Raw genomic sequence first — 23,633 nt, 5'->3', positions numbered from 1 at the left:
GCGGAAAGGATGAAGGGGCACCTCGACTGCTAAAGTGGAGGTACGCCTCCACTCTATCGGAGGCCCGCCTCCGCTTCAACCCGTATCGGAGGTACACCTCCGCTTCACCTCCGGGAGGCGCCCGTGACCACCCAGTCCTTCCCCGTCACCGAGCTCGTCGCGGCGCGCCGCCCCACCCGGAAAGACGCCGCCCGCAACTACGACGCCCTGCTGGCCGCGGCGCGGGAGGCCTTCGCCGAGCACGGCGCCGAGGCGGCCCTGGAGGACATCGCGCGCCGCGCGGGGGTCGGCATCGGCACCCTGTACCGGAACTTCCCGACCCGGCGGCATCTCTTCGAGACGGTGTACGCGGACGAGGTCAACGCGTTGTGCCGGCTGGCGCTGGAGGTGGCGGACCGGGAGCCGTGGGAGGCGCTGGCCGTCTGGCTCGACCGCTTCGCCGGGTACATGGTGACCAAGCGGGCGGTGCGGGAGGCTCTCGACGGGGAGTCGGAGGTGTTCGCCGCATGCCGGGAGTCGATGTTCGCCGCGGGCGGTCCGTTGTTCACGCGGGCCCAGGAGGCGGGTGAGGTGCGGCCGGACATGGACTTCGGGGATCTGCTGCGGATGGTCTCGGGGATCATGGCGACGGCTTTCGAGGACGAGGCGCAGCGGGACCGGGTGCTGGGGATCGCGCTGGACGGCGTGCGCGCACACAAGGACCCGGGCGCCTGAGGGCTCGGCCCTTCGGCCGCGCGGGAGCCCTGGTCAGACGGCCGGCGGGGTCCCGTGCGTGTGGAACGACTCGATGGTCTTCAGGCCCCAGGCCTGCCCCTTCTTCCGCTCCTCCTCGGTCCAGGTGATCAGCGGCCAGTCGGGCGCGAGCACCAGCCGGGTGAGCGGATTGCACAGCTCGATCCGGTTGCCGCCCGGCTCGTAGACGTAGAGGAAGAACGTCTGCTGGACGGCGTGCTTGTGCGGCCCCGTCTCGATGAACACCCCGCTGTCGATGGCCAGATCGGCCGCCCGCAGGATGTCCTCGCGGGTGTCGGTCGCGAAGGCGATGTGATGCAGTCGCCCGGCGCTGCCGGTCCAGTCCGAGGTGTGGACGACGTCGTACGACTTGTTCGTGTACGTCAGCCAGCGCGCCGCGATCTTCCCGCTGTCCAGCTGGATCTGCTCCGTCGGGCGGGCGCCGAGGACGTTCTGCTGGAACTCGGCGTTGGCGAGGACGTCGGCGGCGAGGAAGTTGACGTGGTCGAGCCGCCGTACGCCCACGCCCCGGTTGGGCTTGGCCTGCGGCTGGTTCTTCAGGGCGGGCCTGAGTTCGTCGGGCGCCCGGTAGTGCTCGCTCTCCCAGTAGAGGGCGTGCTCGTGGCCGTCCGGGTCGGTGGTGACGTAGAGCCTGCCGAGGCCGGGTTCGTCCTCGACCCAGCAGCCGGTGCCGCCGGACTCCTCGACCGCCTTGACGCGACGGTGCAGTGCCTCCTCGCTGGAGGTGCGCAGGGCGAGCCGGCCGAGACCGGGCTGCTCGCGGGCGGTGAGGACGAGGCTGTGGTGCTCGTAGTCGTCGAAGGTCCGCAGGTAGACGGTGTCGCCGTCCTGGCCGTTGACCGTGAGGCCCAGGTAGTCGGTGAAGAAGGCGACACTGGCGGATAGGTCGGGGGTGAACAGCTGGGCGTGGCCGATGTGCGCGATGTCGCCGAGGGGCGGAGTCATCGCTGACCTCCTTGGGATCGTGCGGCGGCCCGGGGGAAGACGGTGCCGTCGGAGATCTTGCGGGCCGTGCGCACCACGGCGGTGCGGCGGGCGGCGGGCAGGCCGTCGGGGGTGGTGCCGAGGCTGCTCTCGATGTCCAGGAATCCGGTGGGATGTTCTATGCGCACGCGGTCACTGTCACGAGAAAGCTCCGCCAGGCCCGCGCCCACCCCGCCCTCGATCCGCAGCCCGGCGGCGACACTGGCCGCGCCGAGCACACCGATCGAGGTGTGGCAGCGGACGGGGATGAAGGTGCGGGTGCAGATCGCGCCGCCCTCGCGGGGCGGGGCGAGCAGCGTGAGCTTGGGGACGGTCGTGTCCGACACGTCACCGAGCCCCATCAGCCGGCCGGCCACCAGGCGGATCTCGCGCAGCCGGTCGGCGAGCGCCAGGTCCCCCTCCAGGTACTGGGGCGTCTCGTACCCCGTGACCTTCAGCTCACCGGCGGCGATCAGCACGGTCGGCATGCCGTTGTCCACACAGGTGACCGGGACCCCGTCGATGACGTCCCGGGCGTTGCCGGTGGGCAGCAACTGCCCTGCTCCTGCCGAGAATTCGATGACGACCGCGGCGGCCGTACCCGGCACTCCGGAGATCCGGGCCTCGCCCGTGTAGTCGACCCGACCGCCCGGGGTGGGAAAGGTCGCGGTGGCGAGGTCGCCGCTGTTGACCATCCGGATGCGGACGGAGGTGGCGTCCTCCCCCACCGGGACCAGGCCCCGCTCGACGGCGAACGGGCCGACACCGGCGAGGATGTTGCCGCAGTTCTGACGGTCGCTCACCTCGGGCCGGTCCACGGCGACTTGGAGGAAGAGATAGTCGACGTCGGCGTCCGGGTCGGACGAGGGCGAGACCACGGCCACCTTGCTGGTGAGCGGGTGCGCCCCGCCGAGACCGTCGATCTGCCGGTCGTCGGGGCTGCCCATGATGCGCAGGAGCAGCTCGTCGCGGGCGGCCGGGTCGGCGGGGAGGTCGGCGGCCAGGAAGTAGGCGCCCTTGGAGGTGCCGCCGCGCATCAGCAGACAGGGCACCTCCTCAGGCACGGAGAGCACGGAGGGCACGGAGGGCACGGAGGGCACGGAGGACACGGAGGACACAGCGGTCACGGAGGGCACGGCGGTCACGGCCGCCCTCCCTCGTACTCCGCGTACGTCCGGTACTCGACGCCGACCCGCCGGAGGGTCTCCCGCAACCCGTAGCGGTCCAGGCCGAGTTGGCCGTCGAGGAAGGCGGCCCGGGTGGCCGCCTCCTTGGCGTCGCGGGCCTCGGACCTCTCGACCGTCTCGCGGACGCGCTCGCGCGGGACGACCACGACACCGTCGTCGTCGGCGAGGATCGCGTCGCCCGGGTGGATGACCTGGCCGTCGATGGCGATCGGCACGTTGACGGAGCCGCCGGTGGCCTTGACGGTGCCCTGCGAGGAGACGGCGCGGGACCAGGCGGCGAAGCCCATGGCGCGCAGTTCCCGGGTGTCGCGGATGCCTGTGTTCAGCACGACGCCGCGAACGCCGCGCCGCCGCAAGGCAGTTGCGAACAGCTCGCCGAACAGGCCGTCCGTGCACGGGGAGGTGGTGGTGACGACCAGGAGGTCGCCCTCGCCGCACTGCTCGACGGCCGCGTGGATCATGAGGTTGTCGCCGGGCCAGCTGAGTACGGTGACGGCGGTGCCGGCGACCCGTACGCCCTGCTGCACGGGACGAATCCCCGGGCCCAGCAGCCCGGTTCGGCCCATGGCCTCGCTCACCGTCGCCACGCCGTAGCCGGCCAGCGCGTCGACGTCCTTCAGCTTCGCCTTCGGCGGGTCGGTGACGATCACACCGCTCATGCCAGCTCCTTCGCGATCTGCGGGTACGGACGCATGTACGCCTCGGCCATGGTCCTGTGGGCCAGGCCCAGGTTCGGCCCCGCGTTGCGCTTGAGCTGGACGCCGCGGCGGACGGCGAGGTCGGTGTAGTAGTCCCACAGGTGCTGCTGGGCGCCGAGGCACTCCATGGCCTTGCGTTTGGTGTCCCAGACCTCGGTGATGTCGAGGAGGACCTCGGGCCGGAAGCCGCTCATCTCCGGCTGGTGCGGCTCGAAGAAGAAGACCGGCGGGGCGCCGATGATCTCGCCGGGGCCGGGGTAGCCGATGGCCTGGGCGAGGACCCGGGCTTCCAGGGCCATGCGGTTCGCGGCCGGGTGGTCGCCGTTGTACGGGTCCTCGACGGGGTGGGTGAGCACGACGTCGGGCCGGGTGTCGCGGTACGTCTCCACGAGCCGGTCGGTCAGTTCGGGGGTGACCAGCAGCGGGTAGTCGCCGGCGTCGAAGAAGCGGACCTCGGCGCCGAGGGTGGCGGCGGCGCGCTCGGCCTCGTCCCGGCGTATCGCCTTGATCTCCGCCAGCTTCTTCCCCTCGCGCCACGCCTTGGCGGACTCGCCGCGCTCGCCGAAGGTCAGACAGGCGATGGTGATCTTCTCACCGCGCGAGGCCGCGAGGGCGATGGCCCCGCCGGCCCGCCACACGAAGTCGCCGGCGTGTGCGGTGACGACGAGTGTGGAGCGTGGGGCGGCGGGCGCGTCGGCCTGGGTCATTGCTGCCATCTCCCTCGGTCACAGGTGAGCGCCCGCCCCGGTCCGTGGTGATCAGTCGCGCAGCGCCTCGATCACGCTGGTGAGGTGGGCGCGGACGGCCGCTTCGGCCGCCTGCGGGTCCCTGGCCCTGATCGCCTCGATCATGGCCAGGTGCTCGTTCAGGGAGTGCTGGGGACGCCCGGGCCGCAGCGCCAACTGGAAGCGGTGGCGCACCAGTTGGGCGTTGAGCCGCTCCAGCAGGTCCACGGCGGTCCGCTGGCCGGAGAACTCCAGGACCTTGGCGTGGAGCTCCTGGTTGAGCTCGGAGTAGGTCACCGGCTCGCCGTCGGCGACGGCCTTGGTCATCGCCGTGCCCAGCTCGGTGAGCTCGGCGAGCTGCTCGTCGTCGGCGGCGACGGCGGTCTTCGCGGCGCAGAGCCCTTCGAGGGCCATCCGGCATTCGGTGATGGCGACCGCTTCCTCCACGCTCACCACCCGCACCCGGGAACCCCGGTTGCGGATCCGCTCGACGAGGCCCTGGGCCTCCAGATCGATGAGCGCGGCCCGGATGCTGGCCCGTGTCACCCCGAACTGCTCGGCGAGTTCGTTCTCCACCAGCCGCTGCGCCGGTGCCATCTCGCCGTGCAGGATCGCCTGCCGCAGCTGCGCGAGCGCATGCTGTTTGGCCTGCTCCCCGGTGCTCGGACGGGCTACTTTCGGCATCGTCGCCCTCCCTGAGTGAGTGCCTGTCGAACGTAAATCCAGCCAGACAAGATTGTCAACAATCTTGTCCACGGTATTGCTTGCACCACTCCGAACGACATCTGGCCCGCCCCGCCGCTCACCCCTCCCGGTACAGCTCCGTGAGCAGCTCCATCACGGCCTGCGTCGCCGGATGCGGGTCGTCCCGCCACCAGGCGAGCCGCACGGCGATCGGCTCCCCGTCCCGCACCGGCCGGTAGACGACCCCGGGCCGCGGGTACTGGTTGGCGGTCGACTCGGCCGTCATCCCGACGCACCGGCCGGTGGCGATCACCGTCAGCCAGTCGTCGACGTCGTGCGTCTCCTCGGTGGCCGGCCGGGCCTCCGGCGACCACAGGTCGGGGGTGGTGGTGCCGGTACGGCGGTCCACCAGCAGCGTCCGCCCCGCGAGGTCGGCCATCCGCACCGACCGGCGCCGGGCCAGCGGATCGTCGGCGGCCATCGCGCACAGCCGCCGCTCCAGGCCGACGATGACCGACTCGAACCGACGGTCCTCCAACTCCCGGCGTACGACGGCCAGGTCGCACGCGCCCTCCGCGAGCCCGGCGGTCGGCGAGTTCACGCGCACCAGGTGCAGGTCCGTCTCGGGTCGCTCCCGGCCCCAGCGGCGCTGGAAGGGCAGCGTGTGCCGCCCGAGCGCCGCCCAGGCGTAGCCGATGCGCAGATGGGCGTGGCCCGAGGTGGCCTCCCGGACCAGGTCGTCGACCTCGGCGAGCACCCGGCGGGCGTGCGCGAGGACCCGCACCCCGGTGCCGGTCGGGGTCACCTCGCGCGAGGTGCGCCGCAACAGCCGTACGCCCAGGGAGCGTTCGAGCGAGGCCAAGGTACGGGAGACGGCCGCCTGGGACACCCCGAGGGCGAGGGCGGCGTCGGTGAAGGTGCCCTCGTCGACGATGGCGACGAGACAGCGCAGCTGCCGAAGCTCCACATCCATACCTCTAGCGTATAGATCGAGCTGCGGATGCATTTTGCGCAAGCGTCGAGCACACGGACCATCGGCGTATGCAAGGAGCCCCCGCACGCCCCGCCGCCCCCGCCCTGCCCGCCCCCGGCGCCCGGGAGCGCTCCGGTGTCTCCGTCGCCGGGGTGGCCACGATGGCGGGCAGCGGGCTGTCCAACCAGGTCGGCGCCGCGATCGGTTCGCTCGCCTTCCCTGTCATCGGCCCGGTGGGAGTCGTGGCGGCACGTCAATATGTCGCCGCTGCCGTGCTGTTGACGGTCGGCAGGCCGCGACTGAGGTCGTTCACCTGGCGCCAGTGGTGGCCGGTGCTGCTGCTGGCCGTGGTGTTCGGGACGATGAACCTGTCCCTCTACACGGCCGTCGACCGCGTCGGGCTGGGGCTGGCGGTGACCCTGGAGTTCCTCGGGCCGCTCGCCATCGCCCTGGCCGCCACCCGGCGCCGCGTGGACGCGGGCTGTGCGCTGCTGGCGACCGCGGGGGTCGTGACGCTGATGCGGCCGCAGCCCTCCACCGACTACCTGGGCATGGGGCTCGGACTGCTGGCCGCCGCCTGCTGGGCGTCGTACATCCTCCTCAACCGCACCGTCGGCAGCCGGTTGCCCGGAGCGCAGGGCTCGGCGGCCGCTGCCATGGTGTCGGCGCTGATGTTCCTGCCGGTCGGGATCGTGGTCGCCGTGCACCGTCCGCCGACCGCGGAGGCGGCCGGCTGCGCGGTGGCCGCCGGGGTGCTGTCCTCGGCGGTGCCCTACCTCGCCGACCTGTTCACGCTGCGGCGGGTGCCGGCCCCGGTGTTCGGCCTGTTCATGAGCGTCAACCCGGTCCTGGCGGCCGTGGTCGGGTGGGTGGTCCTCGGGCAGGGGCTGGGCGGTCCGGAGTGGGCGGGGATCGCGGCCGTCGTCGGCGCGAACGCGCTCGGCATCCTTACCGCGCGGCCCCAGCGGACTTGACCGCCCGGTTCAGCCCTTCATGGCCTACGACCGCTCCGGCGCCGCGCCCTCGAACGCCGCTCGCAGCAGCGCCAACACGCCGTCCGCCGTGACCTCCCGCGGGTTGGGGTACGCCTGGCCCGCCGCCTGCTCGGCCGCCACCGCCAAGTCGGTTTCCTTCAGGCCCAGTTCCGCAAGTGAGCGCGGCGCGCCCAGGTCTCCGGCCAGTCGCCACAGGGCCGTTGGGGCGTCGGACGACGTGTCCAGGGCGCGGGCGACGGCGGCCGCCGCCTCGGGGGCCGCGGGGGCGTTGTATGCCAAGGCGTACGGCAGGACCACGGTGTGGGTCTCGGCGTGGGGCAGGCCGAAGCTGCCGCCGAGGACATGGCAGAGCTTGTGGTGCAGGCCCATGGTGGTGGCGCCCAGGCAGGAGCCGCACAGCCACGCGCCGTAGAGGGCGCGGCTACGGGCGTCCAAGTTCCGTGGATCTGCGGCCAGTTGGGGAAGCGCGCCCGCCATGGCCCGTACGCCCTCCTCGGCGGTCAGCGCGATCAGGGGTGAGGTGTCGGGTGCGTACAGGGCCTCGACGGCGTGGGCGATCGCGTTGACGCCGCTGGTGACGGAGAGCGGGACGGGGAGGGAGAGGGTGAGCTCGGGGTCGTAGACGATGCTGCGGGGCAGGACGGAAGGGTCGCGGCCGGTGCGTTTGACGCCGTGTGCGGTCAGGCCCCACACCGGCGTCGCCTCCGAGCCGGAGTACGTGGAGGGGACGGCGATCAGCGGCAGGCCGGTGCGCAGCGCGATCGCCTTGCCGAGGCCGATGGCCGAGCCGCCGCCGACCGCGACACAGCCGTCCGCGTCCGCGGCGCGGGCCACCTCCACAGCGCGGTCGGCGACTTCGGCGGGGACGTGCATCCTGGCCCCGGTGTGCAGGCCCGCGCAGGCCGGGCCGAGGGAGTCGGCGACCGCCTGCGCGGTGTCGGCGCCGTGCGTGCCGGAGACCACCAACAGTCGTCGCAGGCCGAGCCGTTGGGCCTCCCCCGCGGTCGCAGTCGTCGCGGCGCCGGGGCGGAAGACGACCCGCATGGGCGGCGTCTCGTGGATGAAGGCGGCCAGGGGGTTCACGAGCGCTCCAGTACGAGGTCGATGTGCGCGTGCCGGAAGGGGTTCGGCACGCCCCACGCCCGGGCCAGGGACGGGTCGTCGGTCGGGGTGAAGTCGCGGACGAGGCTTCGTTTGACGGCGAACACCGCGTCCGAGTCGAGGTACTTGTCGCCCGCCACGAAGATGTGCGTGGTGACCGGGGCGTGGCCGGGGGCCGAGGCGATGAAGTGGATGTGGGCGGGGCGGTAGGGGTGGCGGCCGGTGGCCCGGAGCAGGTCCCCGACAGGGCCGTCGGTGGGGATCGGGTAGGAGCTCGGGACGCAGGTGCGGAAGCGGAAGCGGCCCTCGGGGTCGGTGGTGAAGAGGCCGCGGCCGTTGCCGGTCGGCTGTACGTCCGGCTGCTGGACGTCGTAGAACCCGTGGGCGTTCGCCTGCCACACGTCCAGGGTGGCCCCCGGCAGCGGGGTGCCGTCCGCGGACAGCACGCGGCCGCTCACCACACAGGGCTCGCCGTCGCCCACGAGGTCGATGTCCGCGCCGAGTTCACGGACCGGGGACTCGGTCATGTGGAAGGGGCCGAGGACGGTCGACTCGGTGGCGTCGGGCGTGCCGTGGCCGTGGAGGGTCTCCAGCAGCATCGACAGGCCGAGGACGTCGGACAGGAGGATGAACTCCTGCCGGGTGTCCGTGCAGGTCTGTCCGGTCGCCGTCAGGAAGCGGATCGCCGCCTCCCACTCCCCCTGCGTCAGTCGCGTCTCGCGGGCGAAGTCGTGCAGATGGCGGACGAGAGCGGTGAGCAGGTCACGCAGACGCGGGTCCGCGGTGTCGCGCAGGCTGGCGATCGCCTCATCGGTGACGTCGGTGGTCATATGGGCTCCCATCCCCTGCATCGGTGGTCGTACGGGTTCCCCTCCCCGGCAGCACCCCGACCCTACGCTCCGTCACTTGATGACCGCGTTGGCCACGACCACCCCCACCCCCAGCAGCGCGTCCACCGCGCCGATCAGCAGGGCTGCGCCCCATGAACGGTGGGCCCAGCGGGCCGTCACCAGGCCGAGGGCGAACAGCAGGGTGATGTTCAGGGCGAACGCCGGGTACTCCACGCCCTTCGCGGGCCACCAGCCCCAGCCCGCCCCGGCCAGGATCGCGACGGTGGGCAGGACGGCCGCGATCAGGGGCCACTCGTCGACCAGCGTGCGCAGGGCGTCCCCGCGGCGGTGCGGGGTGCGTTCGGCGATGTAGTGGGCGTAGCCGTGGGCCAGGGCGGAGGCGAGGGCCGTCACCAGCAGCCACAGGGCGTCGTAGCGGCGGCTGTCCTGGGAGGTGTGGCCGTACTGGGTGAGCGCGGCGACCATCGAGCAGGCGAGGACGGCGCCGTAGACGCCGCCGAACAGGACGGCCTCGCGGGTGTCGTGCGGGTGCGGTGCGTCGGCGGTCTCCGCCGCGGCCTGTGCCATGTCTCCCACGATCACGCGCCTCGCGGCGGGCCGCCAGTCGCGACGAAGTGTCCTCCCACCTGGGCCGATACCCCACACCCTGTCCACGGCCGAGGAGCGTGCGCGCTGGCTAGGGTCGTCCCATGAGCCACAGTTTCGTAGTCCACGTCCCCGACGCCGAGCTCGAACCCGAGCCCCTCGCCCCGGAGCAGATCGTCTCCGGGACGCCCGAGGTGACCGGGAAGGTGGTCTGGGAGTCGGCGGACGGCCGGCAGATCCGCGGCGTCTGGCAGATCACGCCGGGCGTCGTCACCGACACCGAGGCGGACGAGCTGTTCGTGGTGATCAGCGGGTCGGCCACCGTCGCGGTGGAGGGCGGGCCGACGCTGGAGGTCGGGCCCGGCGACATGGCCGTCCTGCGCGAGGGCGACCGTACGACGTGGACGGTGCACGAGACGCTGCGGAAGGCGTACGCGATCAACCTGCCGTAGTGGCGGCGGGCATGTTGTACGGCGTCACGACCTGGGTCGCGGACGGCAGTGTCGGCCCCGCCGGCGGCAGCGCGCCGTGCGCCCGCATGACGAGGTGGCAGGCCTCGCGCAGGTCCTGGCGCAGGTCGTGGTGGAGGACCGCGGAGAGGCGGTGCTCGCTCAGCAGGCGGGTGTTGTCGTGGTCGAGGTCGTGCGCGATGAACACCGCGCACTCCCGGCCGAGGTCCTCGAAGGCGCGCAGGGTCGCGATGTTGCCGCCGCCGATGGAGTAGACGGCGCGGATGTCCGGGTCGCGGGCGAGTGCGGCGCGGACGAGCTCGTACTGGGTGGCGTCCAGGCCCTGGCCCTCGGCGATCTCGACCAGGGTGCGGCCCGGGTGGTGGGCCCGCATGGCGCTGCGGAAGCCCATCTCACGCTCCTCCTCGTTGCGGAAGAAGCCGCTGCTGAGGCTGGTGAGGACATTGCCGGGCCGGTCGCCGAGCCACTGGCCCATGAGGTACGCGGCCGTCGCGCCGGCCGCCCGGTTGTCGATGCCGACGTAGCCGAGGCGGGCGCTGGCGGGCAGGTCGGTGACCAGGGTGACCACGGGGATGCCGGCGGCGACCAGGCGGCCGACGGCCGCGGTGACCTCGGGGACGTCCGGGGCCTTGAGGATGACGCCTTGGGAACCGCGCCGGGCTATCCGGTCCAGGGTGCGGACCTGCTCCTCGACCGGGCCGGTCTCCCGGAAGTGGAAGCGGGAGCGCACGACCGCCGGATGCAGGGCGGGCAGTTCCGCCTCCAGCGCCGCCCGGACGGCGGTGCTGAACCGCTCGGGCGTCAGCATCACTATGTCGATCATGAAGGTGCGGCCCACCAGCCGGACCTGGGTGCGCTGCCGGTCGAGGTCCGCGATGGCCTGCCGGACCTCGCGGGCGGTGCTCTCCCGGACGCCTCCCCTGCCGTTCAGGACCCGGTCCACGGTGGCCTCGCTCAAACCCGCCTGACGTGCGATTTCCCGGATCGGGAAGGGGTGGCCCATGGGCAGGCTCCTTGAGGGGTTTTTGATGGCTCCGTGCCGGTTGTTCGACGGGTTTGTACTGACAAGAATGACAGCGCTGCGTCGCCCCTGTCACCCGAGCGCTGCGTCGCCCCGTCACCGAGAGGACACCGATGTCCTTCACCGCCGTACACCGCCGGGCCTGGCTGTCCGAGCAGGACTGCGACCTCGCCGCCCTGCGTCCGCTCGTCGAGCGGACCACCGACCCGGCCGACTATCCGTACGCCGAGGCCGTGGAGCGCAACGTCCTGCTCTACGACAGTGAGCGCGTCGCAGCGGCCGGGGACCGCCGTGAGGTCCAGGAGGAGCTGGTGCGGGCCCTCACCGACGGGCCCGGAGTCGTGGTGTTCCGGGGCGCGTTCCCCGATGCCGCGGTCGTGGACCGGGCCACCGCGGTCTTCGAGGCGCTGATCCGCGAGCAGGACGCGGCGGGCGCCACCGCCGGCGACCACTTCGCGAAGCCCGGCGCCAACGAGCGGGTGTGGAACGCGCTGGAGAAGGCCGCCCTGTACGACCCGACGGCGTTCGCCGACTACTACGCCAATCCCGTTCTCGCCCTGGTCTCCGAGGCCTGGCTGGGCCCCGGCTACCAGGTCACCTCCCAGGTCAACGTCGTCAACCCGGGCGGCCTCGCCCAGACCGCGCACCGCGACTACCACCTCGGTTTCCTCTCCGACGAGGTCGCCGCCGCCTACCCGGCCCATGTGCACCGCCTCTCCCCCGTGCTCACACTCCAGGGCGCGGTCGCGCACTGCGACATGCCGGTGGAGTCCGGGCCCACGCTGTACCTGCCGTACTCGCAGACCTTCGAGCCGGGCTATCTGGCGTGGCGGCGGCCGGAGTTCCAGGCGTACTTCAAGGAGCACCACGTCCAGCTGCCGCTCGCCAAGGGCGACGCCGTCTTCTTCAACCCGGCGCTGTTCCACGCGGCCGGCACCAACCGCACCACCGATGTCCGGCGGATCGCCAATCTGCTCCAGGTGTCCTCGGCGTTCGGGCGGGCCATGGAGACCGTGGACCGGGAGACGATGGCGAACGCGGTCTACCCGGTGCTGCTGCGCCGCGCCACGGAGGGCGCGAGCGAGGAATGGCTGGCCAACGTCATCGCCGCCAGCGCCGAGGGCTACCCGTTCCCGACCAACCTCGACAGCGATCCGCCGGTCGACGGTCTGGCCCCGCCCTCGCAGGCGGATCTCGTCCGGCGGGCGCTGCGCGAGCGGTGGACGCCGCGGACTCTGCGGGACGGGCTGCGGGCGGCCGCCGAGCGGCGCGAGAGCTGAAGGGACTCGGTTTCATGGGACTTCTCGACGACAAGATCGTCCTCGTCAACGGCGGGAGCCAGGGCGTCGGTGCCGCGATCGCGCGGGCCGCGGTGCGCGAGGGCGCGGTGGTGGCCGTGTCCGGGCGGCGCCCCGAGCCGGGTGAGGCGCTGGTGGCCGAGCTGACGGCGGCGGGCGGCAAGGCGATGTTCGTACGGGCCGACCTCGCGGACGCCGAGCAGGCGAAGGCGTCGGTGGCGTCCGTGGTGGCGGCGTACGGCCGGATCGACTGCCTGGTGAACTCGGCGGGGCTCACCTCCCGGGGCACGCTGCTCGACACCACGCCCGAGCTGTTCGACCAGCACATCGCGATCAACCTGAAGGCGCCGTTCTTCGCGATGCAGGCCGCGGTCGCCGACATGGTGGGGCGGGGCGCGCCCGGCACGGTCGTCAACATCATCACGTCCTCGGCGCACGGCGGGCAGCCGTTCCTCGCCCCGTACGTCGCCGCGAAGGCCGGGCTGATCGGCCTGACCCGCAACGCCGCGCACGCGCACCGCTGGGACCGGGTGCGGATCAACGGCCTGAACATCGGCTGGACGGCGACCGAGGGCGAGGACGCCACCCAGAAGACCTTCCACGGCGCCGGCGACGACTGGCGTGAGCAGGCCGCCGCGAAGCTGCCGATGGGCAAGCTGGGCCAGCCGGACGAGATCGCCGACTTCGTGGTCCTGCTGCTGTCCGACCGGTCCGGCGTGGTCACCGGATCGGTGATCGACTGGGACCAGAACGTCCTCGGCGGACTCGACTAGCCCCCGCTGATCCACTGATCGACGCAAAAACCCTCAAGGAGCTGCAACCCCCATGCGCATCGGAATCCTCGGCCTCGGCCGTATCGGCGCCTTCCACGCCGAGACCCTCTCCGGACTCGACGCGGTCGAGTCGCTGGTCCTCACCGACCCGTTCGCGGACGCCGCCAAGGCCGCCGCGGAGAAGTTCGGCGGCGAGGTCGTGGACTCGCCGGAGGCCCTGCTGGCGGCCGGCGTGGACGGGATCGTCGTCGCGGCGGCGACGGACGCCCACCCGGCGCTGATCCTGGCCGGTGTCGAGGCCGGCATCCCGGTCTTCTGCGAGAAGCCGGTCGCCAAGCACATGAGCGAGGGTGTCGCGGTCCTCAAGGCGATCCAGGGCACGACCGTGCCGATCCAGATCGGCTACAACCGGCGTTTCGACGCCGGGTTCGTGGCCGCGCGGGCCGCCGTGCAGAGTGGCGAGCTCGGCAAGCTGCACACCGTGCGCTCGACGACCCTGGACCCGGCGCCGCCGCCCGCCGCGTACGTCGCCGCCTCCGGGGGCATCTTCCGGGACTGCTCGGTGCACGACTTCGACATCATCCGCTGGGTGACCGGCCGTGAGGTCGTCGAGGTGTACGCCATCGGCGGCAACCGCGGCGCCGACTACATCAAGGCGGCCGGCGACGCCGACACCACCGGCGCGATCCTCACCCTGGACGACGGCACGATCGCGGTGATCTCCAACTCCCGCCACAACAAGCGGGGTTACGACGTCCGCATGGAGCTGCACGGCTTCGAGGACTCCATCGCGGTCGGCCTGGAGGACAAGCTGCCGCTGCGCTCGGTCGAGCCCGGGGTGACGTTCCCGGCCGGCACGCCGCACGACTTCTTCATGGACCGCTTCACCGCCGCCTACCGCGCCGAACTCACCGCGTTCACCGAGGTCGTGGCCGGCACCCGGCCCTCCCCGTGCACGGTGGAGGACGCCCTGGAGGCGGGCTGGATCGCCGAGGCGTGCACACTGTCCCTGCACGAGCACCGCCCCGTCACCATCGAGGAGGTACGGCAGGCATGACCGAGCCGGGCCGGGAACCACTGCGCATCGGAGTCCTGGGAGCCGCGCGGATCACCGCGAGCTCCCTCATCGCCCCGGCCCGGACGACCGGCCACCGCGTCGTCGCGGTGGCCGCCCGCGACCGGTCCCGCGCCGAGGAGTTCGCGCGCGAGCACAGTGTGGAGCGGGTCGTCGGCTCCTACGCCGACCTGATCGCGGACCCCGAGGTCGAGGTCGTCTACAACCCCCTCGCCAACGGTCTGCACGGGCCGTGGAACCTCGCCGCCCTCGCGGCGGGCAAGCATGTGCTGTCCGAGAAGCCGTCGGCGAGCAATGCCGCGGAGGCCGCCGAGGTGCGGGAGGCGGCGGCGAAGTCCGGGACCGTCTTCATGGAGGCGTTCCACTACCTCTTCCACCCGGTCACCCGGCGCCTGCACGAGCTGCTGGAGAGCGGTGAACTCGGCGACCTCCAGCGGGTGGAGACGATGGTCGCCATCGCCGCGCCCCCGGACACCGACCCGCGCTGGTCGCTGCCGCTGGCCGGCGGCGCGATGATGGACCTGGGCTGCTACAGCCTGCACGCGGTGCGCATGCTGGCCCCGTTCGGCGGCGGCACCCCCCGACTCGTCTCCGCGCGCGGCGGCGAGCGGGCGGGGGCGCCGGGCGTGGACGAATGGCTGGACGTGGAGCTGGAGTTCCCGGGCGGGGCCACGGCGTCCGCGCGCTGCCACATGGCGTACGACGGTCTCGACATGAGCTGCCGGATCATCGGCAGCCGGGGTGAGGCGACCGCGACGAACTTCGTGCTGCCGCACCTCGACGACCGGGTCGTGGTGCGCACCGACGCGGGCGAGCGCACGGAGCGGCTCGGCACCAGGTCGTCGTACACCTACCAGTTGGACGCGTTCGCGGCGCGGGTGCGCGAGGGGACGCCGCTGCCGCTGGACGCGGACGACGCGGTGGCGACGATGGAACTGATCGACGCGAGCTACCGCGCGGCGGGCTTCGAGCCACGCCCCCGGTCGGCGCTCCCGCGCCTGTCATGATCGACGGCATGCCCGCACCAATCGTTCTCGCCCGGGTCACCGACATCCAGCAGGTTCTCGCCGATCACTCCCGCTACTGGGGCGACCGCGACCTCCGCTCCCTCCATCTCCTGGCCCTGGTCCAGGAGTTCGGGTCGACCTGCCTGGTGGCCCGGGCCGAGGACGGCATCCACGGTTATCTCGTCGGGTTCGTCACGCCCGACGCCACCGGGTACGTCCACCTGATCGCCACCCGCGACGACCTGCGCGGCACCGGGCTCGGCCGCCGGCTCTACGGAGCCTTCACCGAGGCCGCGCGGAAGCAGGGCGCGGTCCGGCTGAAGGCCATCACCTCGGTGACCAACACGGGATCGGTCGCCTTCCATCGTGGCCTGGGCTTCGACGCCCGCATCGTGGAGGACTACAACGGTCCCGGGCAGCCGATGGTGGTCTTCACGCGGGCGCTCCCGGAACCCGGTCAGGCGTAGAGCCCCGGCCGCTCCACCAGTTCGACCGCCACCCGCCCGCCGTCCGTCAGCGCCCGTACCCCGGCCTCGCAGACGGCGGCGGCCGCGTACCCGTCCCACACGCTCGGACCGGTTACCTCGCCCCGGCGGGTGGCGTCGGCCCAGGCCTGGAGCTCGCGGTCGTAGGCGTCGGCGAAGCGGTCGGTGAAGTCCTGGGCGATGGTGCCGCCCCAACGCCCCGCCATGTTGGTGACCATGGCGTGGCCGTCGCCGATGCGGGCGGTGCCGCGTTCGCAGACCACCTCGGCCTGCACCTGGTAGCCGAAGCCGCAGTTGACGAAGATCTCCACGTCGGCGACCACGCCGCCGTCCGTCTCGAACACCACGAACTGCGGGTCCTGCAAGCCGTCCGGCGCGTTCACCGAGGGCCTCGGCCGCAGCACGGTGACGGCGGTGATCTCCTGGCCGAGCAGCCAGCGGGTCACGTCCGTCTCGTGCGCCACCGAGTCGCTGATGAGCATCTCGCTGGTGAAGAAGGGCGGGCTGGCCGCGTTGCGGTGCCGGTTGTGCAGCAGCAGCGGACGGCCCAACTGTCCTGTGTTCAGCAGCGCCTTGAGGCGTACGTACTCGGGGTCGTAGCGCCGCATGAAGCCGACCTGGACGCGGCGGCGGCCCAGTCGCCGTTCGGCCTCCAGGACGCGCAGGGCCGAGGCCGCATCCGGAGTGAGCGGCTTCTCGCACAGCACCGGGAGGTCGCGTTCGAGGGCGGCCAGCAGGGCGGCCTCGTGCGCGGGGCCCGAGGAGGCGATCAGTACGGCGTCGACGTCGTCCGCGGCCATCGCCGTGACCGGGTCGGTGTAGGCGGTGCAGCCGTCGACACGGGCCGCCACGGCCTTGGCGCGCTCCGCGTCGACGTCGACGACGGCGCTCACCCGAGCCCCGCTGACGACCTCCTGGATGCGCCGCACATGGTCGGCGCCCATCTTTCCCGTTCCGATGACGGCGACTCGGAGAGTGTCGCTCCGCGTCATGTCGTCGCCCCCTTCAGGCGCCGCAGGACCTCAGGAACTTGCGGGTGCGCACCGCGATCGGCAGTGGCTTGTCCGGTGCGCACGGGTACATGTCCTGCTCGACGATCGCGAACAGCTCCACGCCCAGCTTCTGCGCGGCCACCAGCACCGGCTCCAACTCCGGTACGCCGGAGGGCGGTTCGCACATCACACCGCGCTTCACGGCCGGGCCGAACGGCACCTCGTTCGCCACCACGTCGGCGAGGATCGCGGGGTCGACCTGCTTGAGGTGCAGATAGCCGATGCGTTCGCCGTACGTCTCGATCAGCTTGACGCTGTCGCCGCCGCAGTAGGCGTAATGCCCGGTGTCCAGGCAGAGGTTGACGAGTTCGGAGTCGGTCGAGTCGAGGAAGTGCTCGACGTGGTCCTCGGTGTCGAGGTGGGTGTCGGCGTGCGGATGGACGACGAGGTCCAGGCCGTACACCTCCTTGACCTCGTGCCCGAGCCGTTCCATGCCCTTGGTGAGGTGCGCCCACTGCTCATGGGTCAGCTCCGGGGGTTCGAGCAGCTCGGCGGTCTTGTCGTCCCGCCAGAACGACGGGATGACGACGAGGTGCCCGGCTCCCATCGCCTGGGTGAGCGCGGCGACCTGGCTGACGTGCGCCCAGGTCGCCTCCCACACCGAGGGACCGCGGTGCAGTCCGGTGAAGACCGTGCCGGCCGAGACCTTGAGGCCCCGCTGGGCGACCTCGTCGGTGAGCCGGGCCGGGTCGGTCGGCAGATAGCCGTACGGACCCAGCTCGATCCATGAGTAGCCGGCCTCGGCGACCTCGTCCAGGAACCGTTCCCACGGCACCTGTTGGGGGTCGTCGGGGAACCAGACGCCCCAGGAGTCGGGGGCGGAGCCGACCCGGATGCGGTCCAGGGCGGTCACGACAGGTCTTCCTTGGTCGTCACCACCGGTGCGGTGAGGTCGGCCGCCTCGGGCAGCTCCTCGACGTCCACGCCTCGCACCTGTGCCAACTCGTGCTTGAGCGCGGCGAGTTCGGAGCCGCCGGCCATGTGGTTGGTGAGCTCTTCGAGGCTGACGTCGTCACGGGAGGCGTTGAGCTCCATGGTGCCCAGACGCAGCACGCTGAAGTGGTCGCCGACCATGTAGGCGTGGTGCGGGTTGTGGGTGATGAAGATGACGCCGAGGCCGCGGTCGCGGGCGGCGGCGATGTACTTCAGCACCACACCGGACTGCTTCACGCCGAGGGCGGCGGTGGGCTCGTCCAGGATCAGGACGCGGGCGCCGAAGTAGACGGCGCGGGCGATCGCCACGCACTGGCGCTGGCCGCCGGAGAGCGTGCCGATCGGCTGCTCCAGGTCATCGAGGATGATGCCCATGTTGCGCAGCTCCTCGTCGGCCGTCTTCTTCATCCGGTCGATGTCGAGGCGCCGCAGCGGCCAGGGCCCCTTGGTCATCTCGGAGCCGAGGAAGAAGTTGCGCCACACCGGCATCAGCGGGACCACGGCGAGGTCCTGGTAGACGGTGGCGATGCCCTTGTCTAGGGCCTCGCGCGGGGTGGAGAACCGCACCGCGGCGCCGTCGACGAGGAACTCGCCCTCGGTGTGCTGGTGCAGACCCGAGATGATTTTGATCAGCGTCGACTTGCCCGCGCCGTTGTCGCCCAGCACACAAGTGACCTTGCCGGGATGGACCTTGAGGTCGACGCCGTGCAGGGCGCGGATGTTGCCGTACGACTTGCCCGCGTTGCGGAGTTCGACGATCACGCCGTCGCTCCCCTGGGGGGCGGTGTCGGCGAGGATGGCCCCATGGGTTCCCTGGGTTCCGTTGGATGTCATCACGTCACCTCCGGGTCGCCGTACGGCTGACCCACAGATTGATCAGGACGGCGCCGAGCAGCATCACGCCCAGGAAGGCCTTGAACCAGTCCGGGTTCCACCCGGCGTACACGATGCCCTGCTGCACCATGCCGAACATGAACGCCCCGAACACCGGGCCGATCGCGGAACCGGCACCACCGGTGAGCAGACAGCCGCCGATGACGGCCGCGGAGATGTAGATCAGCTCCTGCCCGACACCCTCACCCGACTGCACGGTGTTGAAGGAGAACAGGTTGTGCATGCCGACGAACCAGGCGCCGAACCCGACCAGCATGAACAGCGAGATCTTCGTGAAGGTCACCGGGACACCGACGGCCCGCGCCGACTCCTTGTTGCCGCCGACCGCGAAGATCCAGTTGCCGTACTTGGTGCGCAGCAGCACCCAGGTCGCCAGCGCGGCGAAGACCAGCCAGTACACGATCGTGATCTTGATCTGTACGCCGCCGACCTCGAAGGACGAGGCGAAGATCTTCTTGGCGCCGGAGAAGCCGTCCATGTTGCTGATGTCATCGGTGGCCACGTTGCCGGTCACCAGCTTCGTCACCGCCAGGTTCACGCCCTGGAGGATCAGGAAGGTGCCCAGGGTGATCAGGAAGCTCGGCAGACCGGTCTTCACCACCAGCCAGCCGTTGAGGAACCCGATCGCGAGCGACACGACCAGGGCGGCGACGACGCCCACCCACACGTTCAGCGTGAGCTGGTAGGCGAGCATGCTCGCGGTGAGCGCGGAGGTGATGACCGCGACGCCGGACGAGAGGTCGAACTCGCCGCCGATCATCAGCAGCGCGACCGGCAGGGCCATGATCCCGATGGTCGACGACTGGTAGAGGATGTTGGCCATCGCGCTGCCTTCGCGCACCGGCGGCGCGGCGACCAGGAAGAACACGTAGACAGCGACGGCACCGAGGAAGACACCTACCTCGGGGCGGGCCAACAGCCGCAGCGCCAGGGGACGTTCAGCGGTCCGGCCGTCGGTCTCCTTCGGGCCGGGGGCCGGCGGTGTGGTCACCGCCGGCTCGGCGTGCTGGGTCATTCGGATCACCGGGTGCCCTTCGCGGCGTACTGCGCGACCGCGTCGACGTTGGACTTGTCCACGAACGCGGGACCGGTCAGCACCGGCTGCTCGCCGCCGCCCATGTAGTTGCCGTTGTTCTTGTAGAGCCACAGCGAGTCGATCGCCAAGTAGCCCTGGAGGTACGGCTGCTGGTCGACCGCGAAGGCGATGGTGCCCTTGCTGATGGCGCCCGTCAGGTCCTTGTTGAGGTCGAAGGTGGCGACCTTGGCCTTGCTGCCGGCGTCGGACACGGACTGCGCGGCGGTCAGCGCGATGGGGGCGCCGAGGGCGACGACGTAGTCGATGGACTTGTCCTGGCTGAGCTTGGCCGTGATGGTCGACTTCACGGACGGCATGTCGGCGCCGTTGACGTTGACCGTCTGGAACTTGCCCGAGAACGTCTTCTTCACGCCGTCGCAGCGCTGGGTGAGACCGATGTTGCCCTGCTCCTGGATGACACATACGGCGCTCTTGGCGCCCTCGTCGTTCAGCCGCTTGCCGAGCGCCTCACCGGCGACGGTCTCGTCCTGGCCGAAGAACTCCAGCAGGCCGAGCTTCTGCCATTCGCTGACACCGGAGTTGAGGCCGACGACGGGTATCTTCGCGGTCTTCGCCTTGGCGATGACGTCCTTCAGGGCGTCCGGCTTGGCCAGCGTGACCGCGATGCCGTCGACCTTCTGGTCGATGGCGTTCTGCACCAGGGTGGCCTGGCCGCCGGCGCTCGGGTCGTTGGTGTAGATCAGCTTGACGTTGTCCTTGGCGGCGGCGGCCTCGGCGCCCTTGCGGACGATGTCCCAGAAGGTGTCGCCGGGCGACTGGTGCGTGACCAGCGCGACCGTCATGCGGGGGGTGCTGGCCTTGCCGGCGGAGGCGCCGTCCGCGCTCTCCTCCGACTTCTTGCCCCCGGAACTGCTGGAGCAGCCGGCGAGGGTCAGGGCAGCGGCCGCCGCCAACGCCACGACCGGGGCGAATCTGCGGGACTGAGAGCGAGAAGAGCGGTCCATCTTTCCTGCACCTCACTGTGCTTACGGGGGAAAGGAAGAGAGATCTCGGTGATCCGAGGCCCGGGATCTTGGCATGTCCGGGTCGCGGGCCGCAAATACGGCGCTTGTACTGGGACGGAATCAAATCCCTGGGCGTGCCCGCTGTCAATACTTTGTTAAGACATCATTTCACGATCAGGTCCGAATGTAAGTACAAACCATTGACAGGGTCACCTCCCACGTCCTACACCTGAGACTCGCAGGCCCCCACGCGGGGCGCACGTCCAGCCGAGTCCGAGGAGCATCGCGCATGGCCGGATCCGCCCAGCCCTTCGACTTGATCACGATCGGCCGCACAGGAGTCGATCTTCACCCACAGCAGTCGGGCGTGCCGTTGAGCGATGTGCAGACCTTCGGGAAGTTCCTGGGCGGTTCTGCGGCGAACGTCGCCGTCGCGGCCGCCCGGCTGGGGCGCTCCGCCGCCGTCATCACCCGTACCGGCGACGATCCCTTCGGCTCCTCCCTGCCTCTGGCGCTCAAGGAGTCCGGGGTCGACGACCGCTGGGTGACGCCGACGCTCGGCGCCGACGAGCTGGACTACTTCGCACTCCGCTCGGCCCGGATCCTCTGGATCACCGGCACCGGTCTGAGCGCGGAGCCCAGCCGCTCCGCGACCCTCGCCGCCCTCAAGTCCCGCGAGAAGACGGGCGTGACCGTGTTCGACCTCGACTGGCGTCCGGCTCTTTGGACAGACCCGGCCTGGGGCGCCCCTGAGGAGGCGCGCCCCTATTACGCGGAGGCCCTGCGCCACGCGACGGTCGCGATCGGCGACCTCGACGCGTGCGAGTTCGCCACCGGAGTCCGTGAACCCCGCGCGTGCGCCGAGGCGTTGCTGGCGGCCGGGGTGGAACTGGCCGTGGTCAAGCGGGGCCCCGAGGGCGTGCTGGCGGTGCACCGCGACGGCCGCAGCACCGAGGTACCACCGGTGGCCGTCGAGGTCGTCAACGGCCTCGGCGCGGGCGACGCCTTCGGTGGCTCGCTCTGCCACGGTCTGCTGTCCGGCTGGGACCTGGAGCGGATCGTGCGGTACGCCAACGCGGGCGGCGCCCACCACGACGACCCGGAGCACACGGGCCACACGGAACACACCGAACATCCCACCCCCTGCCTCCCCCTCCAAACAGCCCCGGAGACCTCCTGATGAGCACCCCCACCCGCCGCCTGACCGTCGCCCAGGCCCTGGTGCGCTTCCTGTCCGTGCAGTACACCGAGCGCGACGGCGTACGCCATCGGCTGATCGCCGGTACGTGGGGCATCTTCGGCCACGGCAACGTGGCGGGCGTCGGCCAGGCCCTCCTGGAGGCGGGCGAGGAGGCGATGCCCTTCCACCAGGGCCGCAACGAGCAGGCCATGGTGCACGCGGCCGTCGGCTACGCCCGCCAGCTCGACCGGCTCTCCGCGCAGGCGGTGACGACGTCCATCGGCCCCGGCGCCACCAACCTCGTCACCGGCGCCGCCCTCGCCACCATCAACCGCCTTCCCGTCCTGCTCCTCCCCGGCGACTACTTCGCCTCGCACGCCCCCGACCCGCTGCTCCAGCAGCTGGAGCACCCCACCGAGGCGGACGTGTCGGTCAACGACACCCTGCGCCCGGTCTCCCGTTACTTCGACCGCGTCACCCGCCCCGAGGCCCTGATCCCGTCCGCCCTGAACGCCATGCGGGTCCTCGCCGACCCCGCCGAGACGGGCGCGGTCACCCTCGCCCTCCCCCAGGACGTGCAGGCCGAGGCGTACGACTGGCCGGAGGAGTTCTTCGCCGAGCGCGTGTGGCACGTACGCCGTCCCGCGCCCGACCCGTACGAGCTGACGGCGGCCGTGGCGGCGATCCGGGCCGCCGAGCGGCCGCTGATCGTGGCGGGCGGCGGGGTGCACCACAGCAGGGCCGAGGAGGCGCTGAAGGCGCTCGTGGACGCCACGGGCATCCCGGTCGCCTCGACGCAGGCCGGCAAGGGCTCGCTGCGGCACGACCATCCGGCCGACCTCGGCGGCATCGGCCACACCGGCACGGCCGTCAGCGACGACCTCGCCCGCACCGCGGACCTGGTGATCGGCGCGGGCACCCGGTACACGGACTTCACCACCGCCTCCGGCACCCTCTTCCAGAACCCGGACGTCCGGTTCGTCAACCTCAACATCACCGCGTTCGACGCCCACAAGCTGGCCGCGCGGACACTCGTGTGCGACGCGCGGTCGGGACTGACCGCGTTGACGGAGGCGTTGGCGGATCATCGCGTGAACTCGGTTTACGAGGCCGAGTACCGCGCCGGGAAGGACCGCTGGGACGCGGTCGTCGACGCCGCTTTCACCGCCGCCGACGAGAACGCCGTACCGACCCAGACCCAGGTGCTCGGCGCGCTGGACGCGGTGGTCGGGGACGAGGACGTCGTCATCAACGCGGCCGGCTCGCTCCCCGGCGACCTGCACAAGCTGTGGCGGGCCCGCAGCCCCCGCCAGTACCACCTGGAGTACGGCTACTCCTGCATGGGCTACGAGATCCCGGCGGCCATCGGCGTCCAGCACGCCACCCCCGACACCCCCGTGTGGGCGCTGGTCGGCGACGGCACCTATCTGATGATGCCGACCGAGATCGTCACGGCCGTCCAGGAGGGCCTGCCGATCAACCTGCTCCTCGTCCAGAACCACGGCTACGCGTCCATCGGCGGCCTGTCCGAGTCGGTCGGCGGCGAGCGTTTCGGCACCGCCTACCGCTACCGCGCCGCCGACGGCACCTTCTCCGGCGCCCCGCTCCCCGTCGACCTGGCCGCCAACGCGGGCAGCCTCGGCATGGACGTGCTGCGCGCCAAGACGGTCCGCGAACTGCGCGAGGCGCTCGCCGCGGCCCGCGCCTCCGACCGCCCGACCTGCGTCTACGTCGAGACGGACACGGCCGGCCCGACCGCGCCACCGGCCGATGCCTGGTGGGACGTACCGGTGGCCGAGACCGCGTCCCGCGAGGCCGCCGTACGGGCGCGGCAGGAGTACGACCGCGAGGTCACCGCCCGCCGCCCGCACCTGTGACGCCCCGCGCCCG

Annotated in this window: 25 protein-coding genes; 10 read left to right on the top strand and 15 right to left on the bottom strand. The window is 71.6% G+C overall.

The window, feature by feature from the left end; genetic code table 11:
* Positions 1-123 precede the first annotated feature (123 nt).
* Positions 124-714, top strand: coding sequence for a TetR/AcrR family transcriptional regulator (locus CRP56_RS36270; RefSeq protein ID WP_097271318.1), 591 nt, complete (start codon positions 124-126; stop codon positions 712-714).
* Between the two features lie 33 nt (positions 715-747).
* Here CRP56_RS36270 and CRP56_RS36265 read toward each other — a convergent pair whose 3' ends face one another.
* The 6 genes from CRP56_RS36265 to CRP56_RS36240 all read right to left on the bottom strand — a co-directional run bounded on the left by CRP56_RS36265 (position 748) and on the right by CRP56_RS36240 (position 5,983).
* The gene (locus CRP56_RS36265; protein ID WP_097271316.1) at positions 748-1,698 is read right to left on the bottom strand and encodes a VOC family protein; all 951 of its coding nucleotides are present in this window, start codon (positions 1,696-1,698) and stop codon (positions 748-750) included.
* Positions 1,695-2,789 (bottom strand): 4-oxalomesaconate tautomerase, encoded by a 1,095-nt coding sequence (locus tag CRP56_RS36260; protein ID WP_257042050.1) that lies wholly within the window; start codon positions 2,787-2,789, stop codon positions 1,695-1,697. Before CRP56_RS36260 ends, CRP56_RS36265 begins: the two co-directional genes overlap by 4 nt.
* A gap of 68 nt (positions 2,790-2,857) precedes the next feature.
* Entirely contained in the window at positions 2,858-3,562 is a 705-nt protein-coding gene (locus CRP56_RS36255) for a 4-carboxy-4-hydroxy-2-oxoadipate aldolase/oxaloacetate decarboxylase (RefSeq protein ID WP_097271314.1), read from the bottom strand.
* Positions 3,559-4,308: a PIG-L deacetylase family protein gene (locus tag CRP56_RS36250; RefSeq protein ID WP_097271312.1), complete on the bottom strand. Its 750-nt coding sequence runs from the start codon at positions 4,306-4,308 to the stop codon at positions 3,559-3,561. Before CRP56_RS36250 ends, CRP56_RS36255 begins: the two co-directional genes overlap by 4 nt.
* A 51-nt stretch (positions 4,309-4,359) precedes the next feature.
* Positions 4,360-5,010 carry a GntR family transcriptional regulator gene (locus CRP56_RS36245; protein WP_097271310.1) on the bottom strand — a complete coding sequence of 217 codons (651 nt, stop codon included), beginning with the start codon at positions 5,008-5,010 and terminating at the stop codon, positions 4,360-4,362.
* A 118-nt stretch (positions 5,011-5,128) separates the two neighbouring features.
* Entirely contained in the window at positions 5,129-5,983 is an 855-nt protein-coding gene (locus tag CRP56_RS36240) for a LysR family transcriptional regulator (protein ID WP_097271308.1), read from the bottom strand.
* Between the two features lie 68 nt (positions 5,984-6,051).
* Between CRP56_RS36240 and CRP56_RS36235 the strand changes: the two genes are divergently transcribed.
* A complete protein-coding gene (locus CRP56_RS36235; protein ID WP_097271306.1) occupies positions 6,052-6,957 on the top strand; it encodes an EamA family transporter in 906 nt (301 codons plus the stop codon).
* Positions 6,958-6,981: 24 nt separating this feature from the next.
* Here the strand turns inward: CRP56_RS36235 and CRP56_RS36230 are convergent, their stop codons facing one another.
* From CRP56_RS36230 to CRP56_RS36220, 3 genes are all read right to left on the bottom strand, one after another.
* Positions 6,982-8,022, bottom strand: a complete 1,041-nt coding sequence (locus CRP56_RS36230) for a maleylacetate reductase (RefSeq protein WP_097274788.1) — start codon at positions 8,020-8,022, stop codon at positions 6,982-6,984.
* Positions 8,023-8,057: 35 nt separating this feature from the next.
* The gene (locus CRP56_RS36225; protein ID WP_097271304.1) at positions 8,058-8,909 is read right to left on the bottom strand and encodes an intradiol ring-cleavage dioxygenase; all 852 of its coding nucleotides are present in this window, start codon (positions 8,907-8,909) and stop codon (positions 8,058-8,060) included.
* A gap of 72 nt (positions 8,910-8,981) precedes the next feature.
* Positions 8,982-9,497: a hypothetical protein gene (locus CRP56_RS36220; protein WP_097274786.1), complete on the bottom strand. Its 516-nt coding sequence runs from the start codon at positions 9,495-9,497 to the stop codon at positions 8,982-8,984.
* A gap of 122 nt (positions 9,498-9,619) precedes the next feature.
* Here CRP56_RS36220 and CRP56_RS36215 point away from each other — a divergent pair, with 122 nt between their 5' ends.
* The gene (locus CRP56_RS36215) at positions 9,620-9,967 is read left to right on the top strand and encodes a cupin domain-containing protein (protein ID WP_097271302.1); all 348 of its coding nucleotides are present in this window, start codon (positions 9,620-9,622) and stop codon (positions 9,965-9,967) included.
* Here the strand turns inward: CRP56_RS36215 and CRP56_RS36210 are convergent.
* Positions 9,954-10,988, bottom strand: a complete 1,035-nt coding sequence (locus CRP56_RS36210; protein WP_097271300.1) for a LacI family DNA-binding transcriptional regulator — start codon at positions 10,986-10,988, stop codon at positions 9,954-9,956. The two genes, CRP56_RS36215 and CRP56_RS36210, sit on opposite strands and share 14 nt — an antisense overlap.
* Positions 10,989-11,119: 131 nt before the next feature.
* Between CRP56_RS36210 and CRP56_RS36205 the strand changes: the two genes are divergently transcribed.
* Genes CRP56_RS36205 through CRP56_RS36185 form a run of 5 tightly spaced genes read left to right on the top strand, consistent with a single transcriptional unit; the run spans position 11,120 to position 15,626 of the window.
* Positions 11,120-12,286: a phytanoyl-CoA dioxygenase family protein gene (locus CRP56_RS36205; RefSeq protein ID WP_097271298.1), complete on the top strand. Its 1,167-nt coding sequence runs from the start codon at positions 11,120-11,122 to the stop codon at positions 12,284-12,286.
* 14 nt (positions 12,287-12,300) lie between these two features.
* Positions 12,301-13,077, top strand: a complete 777-nt coding sequence (locus tag CRP56_RS36200) for an SDR family oxidoreductase (protein WP_097271296.1) — start codon at positions 12,301-12,303, stop codon at positions 13,075-13,077.
* A 52-nt stretch (positions 13,078-13,129) separates the two neighbouring features.
* Positions 13,130-14,134 (top strand): Gfo/Idh/MocA family protein, encoded by a 1,005-nt coding sequence (locus tag CRP56_RS36195; RefSeq protein WP_097271294.1) that lies wholly within the window; start codon positions 13,130-13,132, stop codon positions 14,132-14,134.
* Entirely contained in the window at positions 14,131-15,159 is a 1,029-nt protein-coding gene (locus tag CRP56_RS36190; protein WP_097271292.1) for a Gfo/Idh/MocA family protein, read from the top strand. The genes CRP56_RS36195 and CRP56_RS36190 overlap by 4 nt, the downstream gene beginning before the upstream one ends.
* A gap of 8 nt (positions 15,160-15,167) precedes the next feature.
* Complete coding sequence (locus CRP56_RS36185) at positions 15,168-15,626, top strand: GNAT family N-acetyltransferase (protein ID WP_257041461.1); 459 nt, start codon at positions 15,168-15,170, stop codon at positions 15,624-15,626.
* On the opposite strand, the gene CRP56_RS36180 is transcribed toward CRP56_RS36185, so the two are convergent.
* Genes CRP56_RS36180 through CRP56_RS36160 form a run of 5 tightly spaced genes read right to left on the bottom strand, consistent with a single transcriptional unit; the run spans position 15,617 to position 20,563 of the window.
* Entirely contained in the window at positions 15,617-16,636 is a 1,020-nt protein-coding gene (locus tag CRP56_RS36180; protein WP_097271288.1) for a Gfo/Idh/MocA family protein, read from the bottom strand. The two genes, CRP56_RS36185 and CRP56_RS36180, sit on opposite strands and share 10 nt — an antisense overlap.
* 13 nt (positions 16,637-16,649) lie before the next feature.
* Positions 16,650-17,549: a sugar phosphate isomerase/epimerase family protein gene (locus tag CRP56_RS36175; protein WP_097271286.1), complete on the bottom strand. Its 900-nt coding sequence runs from the start codon at positions 17,547-17,549 to the stop codon at positions 16,650-16,652.
* Positions 17,546-18,463 (bottom strand): ATP-binding cassette domain-containing protein, encoded by a 918-nt coding sequence (locus CRP56_RS36170; protein WP_097274784.1) that lies wholly within the window; start codon positions 18,461-18,463, stop codon positions 17,546-17,548. The genes CRP56_RS36175 and CRP56_RS36170 overlap by 4 nt, the downstream gene beginning before the upstream one ends.
* A 4-nt stretch (positions 18,464-18,467) precedes the next feature.
* Positions 18,468-19,544, bottom strand: coding sequence for an ABC transporter permease (locus tag CRP56_RS36165; RefSeq protein WP_179851352.1), 1,077 nt, complete (start codon positions 19,542-19,544; stop codon positions 18,468-18,470).
* The gene (locus CRP56_RS36160; protein ID WP_097271282.1) at positions 19,544-20,563 is read right to left on the bottom strand and encodes a sugar ABC transporter substrate-binding protein; all 1,020 of its coding nucleotides are present in this window, start codon (positions 20,561-20,563) and stop codon (positions 19,544-19,546) included. The genes CRP56_RS36165 and CRP56_RS36160 overlap by 1 nt, the downstream gene beginning before the upstream one ends.
* A gap of 289 nt (positions 20,564-20,852) precedes the next feature.
* On the opposite strand from CRP56_RS36160, the gene CRP56_RS36155 reads away from it, so the two are divergent.
* Both CRP56_RS36155 and iolD read left to right on the top strand, forming a co-directional pair.
* Positions 20,853-21,743, top strand: a complete 891-nt coding sequence (locus CRP56_RS36155) for a PfkB family carbohydrate kinase (RefSeq protein WP_097271280.1) — start codon at positions 20,853-20,855, stop codon at positions 21,741-21,743.
* Positions 21,743-23,620: a 3D-(3,5/4)-trihydroxycyclohexane-1,2-dione acylhydrolase (decyclizing) gene (gene iolD, locus CRP56_RS36150; RefSeq protein ID WP_097271278.1), complete on the top strand. Its 1,878-nt coding sequence runs from the start codon at positions 21,743-21,745 to the stop codon at positions 23,618-23,620. Before CRP56_RS36155 ends, iolD begins: the two co-directional genes overlap by 1 nt.
* The last annotated feature ends 13 nt before the right edge of the window (positions 23,621-23,633 follow it).

The organism is Streptomyces sp. TLI_55, from assembly GCF_900206255.1.
Lineage (GTDB): Bacteria > Actinomycetota > Actinomycetes > Streptomycetales > Streptomycetaceae > Streptomyces > Streptomyces aquilus.
The sequence above is the reverse complement of the archived record's forward strand: the minus strand, read 5'-3'. Positions and strand labels throughout refer to the sequence as shown.

Coding starts and splice junctions, on each gene's coding strand:
- CRP56_RS36265 (WP_097271316.1), bottom strand. CDS start 1,698: ATGACTCCGCCCCTCGGCGACATCGCGCACATCGGCCACGCCCAGCTG.
- CRP56_RS36255 (WP_097271314.1), bottom strand. CDS start 3,562: ATGAGCGGTGTGATCGTCACCGACCCGCCGAAGGCGAAGCTGAAGGAC.
- CRP56_RS36250 (WP_097271312.1), bottom strand. CDS start 4,308: ATGACCCAGGCCGACGCGCCCGCCGCCCCACGCTCCACACTCGTCGTC.
- CRP56_RS36245 (WP_097271310.1), bottom strand. CDS start 5,010: ATGCCGAAAGTAGCCCGTCCGAGCACCGGGGAGCAGGCCAAACAGCAT.
- CRP56_RS36240 (WP_097271308.1), bottom strand. CDS start 5,983: ATGGATGTGGAGCTTCGGCAGCTGCGCTGTCTCGTCGCCATCGTCGAC.
- CRP56_RS36235 (WP_097271306.1), top strand. CDS start 6,052: ATGCAAGGAGCCCCCGCACGCCCCGCCGCCCCCGCCCTGCCCGCCCCC.
- CRP56_RS36230 (WP_097274788.1), bottom strand. CDS start 8,022: ATGCGGGTCGTCTTCCGCCCCGGCGCCGCGACGACTGCGACCGCGGGG.
- CRP56_RS36225 (WP_097271304.1), bottom strand. CDS start 8,909: ATGACCACCGACGTCACCGATGAGGCGATCGCCAGCCTGCGCGACACC.
- CRP56_RS36220 (WP_097274786.1), bottom strand. CDS start 9,497: ATGGCACAGGCCGCGGCGGAGACCGCCGACGCACCGCACCCGCACGAC.
- CRP56_RS36215 (WP_097271302.1), top strand. CDS start 9,620: ATGAGCCACAGTTTCGTAGTCCACGTCCCCGACGCCGAGCTCGAACCC.
- CRP56_RS36210 (WP_097271300.1), bottom strand. CDS start 10,988: ATGGGCCACCCCTTCCCGATCCGGGAAATCGCACGTCAGGCGGGTTTG.
- CRP56_RS36205 (WP_097271298.1), top strand. CDS start 11,120: ATGTCCTTCACCGCCGTACACCGCCGGGCCTGGCTGTCCGAGCAGGAC.
- CRP56_RS36200 (WP_097271296.1), top strand. CDS start 12,301: ATGGGACTTCTCGACGACAAGATCGTCCTCGTCAACGGCGGGAGCCAG.
- CRP56_RS36195 (WP_097271294.1), top strand. CDS start 13,130: ATGCGCATCGGAATCCTCGGCCTCGGCCGTATCGGCGCCTTCCACGCC.
- CRP56_RS36190 (WP_097271292.1), top strand. CDS start 14,131: ATGACCGAGCCGGGCCGGGAACCACTGCGCATCGGAGTCCTGGGAGCC.
- CRP56_RS36185 (WP_257041461.1), top strand. CDS start 15,168: ATGCCCGCACCAATCGTTCTCGCCCGGGTCACCGACATCCAGCAGGTT.
- CRP56_RS36180 (WP_097271288.1), bottom strand. CDS start 16,636: ATGACGCGGAGCGACACTCTCCGAGTCGCCGTCATCGGAACGGGAAAG.
- CRP56_RS36170 (WP_097274784.1), bottom strand. CDS start 18,463: ATGACATCCAACGGAACCCAGGGAACCCATGGGGCCATCCTCGCCGAC.
- CRP56_RS36160 (WP_097271282.1), bottom strand. CDS start 20,563: ATGGACCGCTCTTCTCGCTCTCAGTCCCGCAGATTCGCCCCGGTCGTG.
- CRP56_RS36155 (WP_097271280.1), top strand. CDS start 20,853: ATGGCCGGATCCGCCCAGCCCTTCGACTTGATCACGATCGGCCGCACA.
- iolD (WP_097271278.1), top strand. CDS start 21,743: ATGAGCACCCCCACCCGCCGCCTGACCGTCGCCCAGGCCCTGGTGCGC.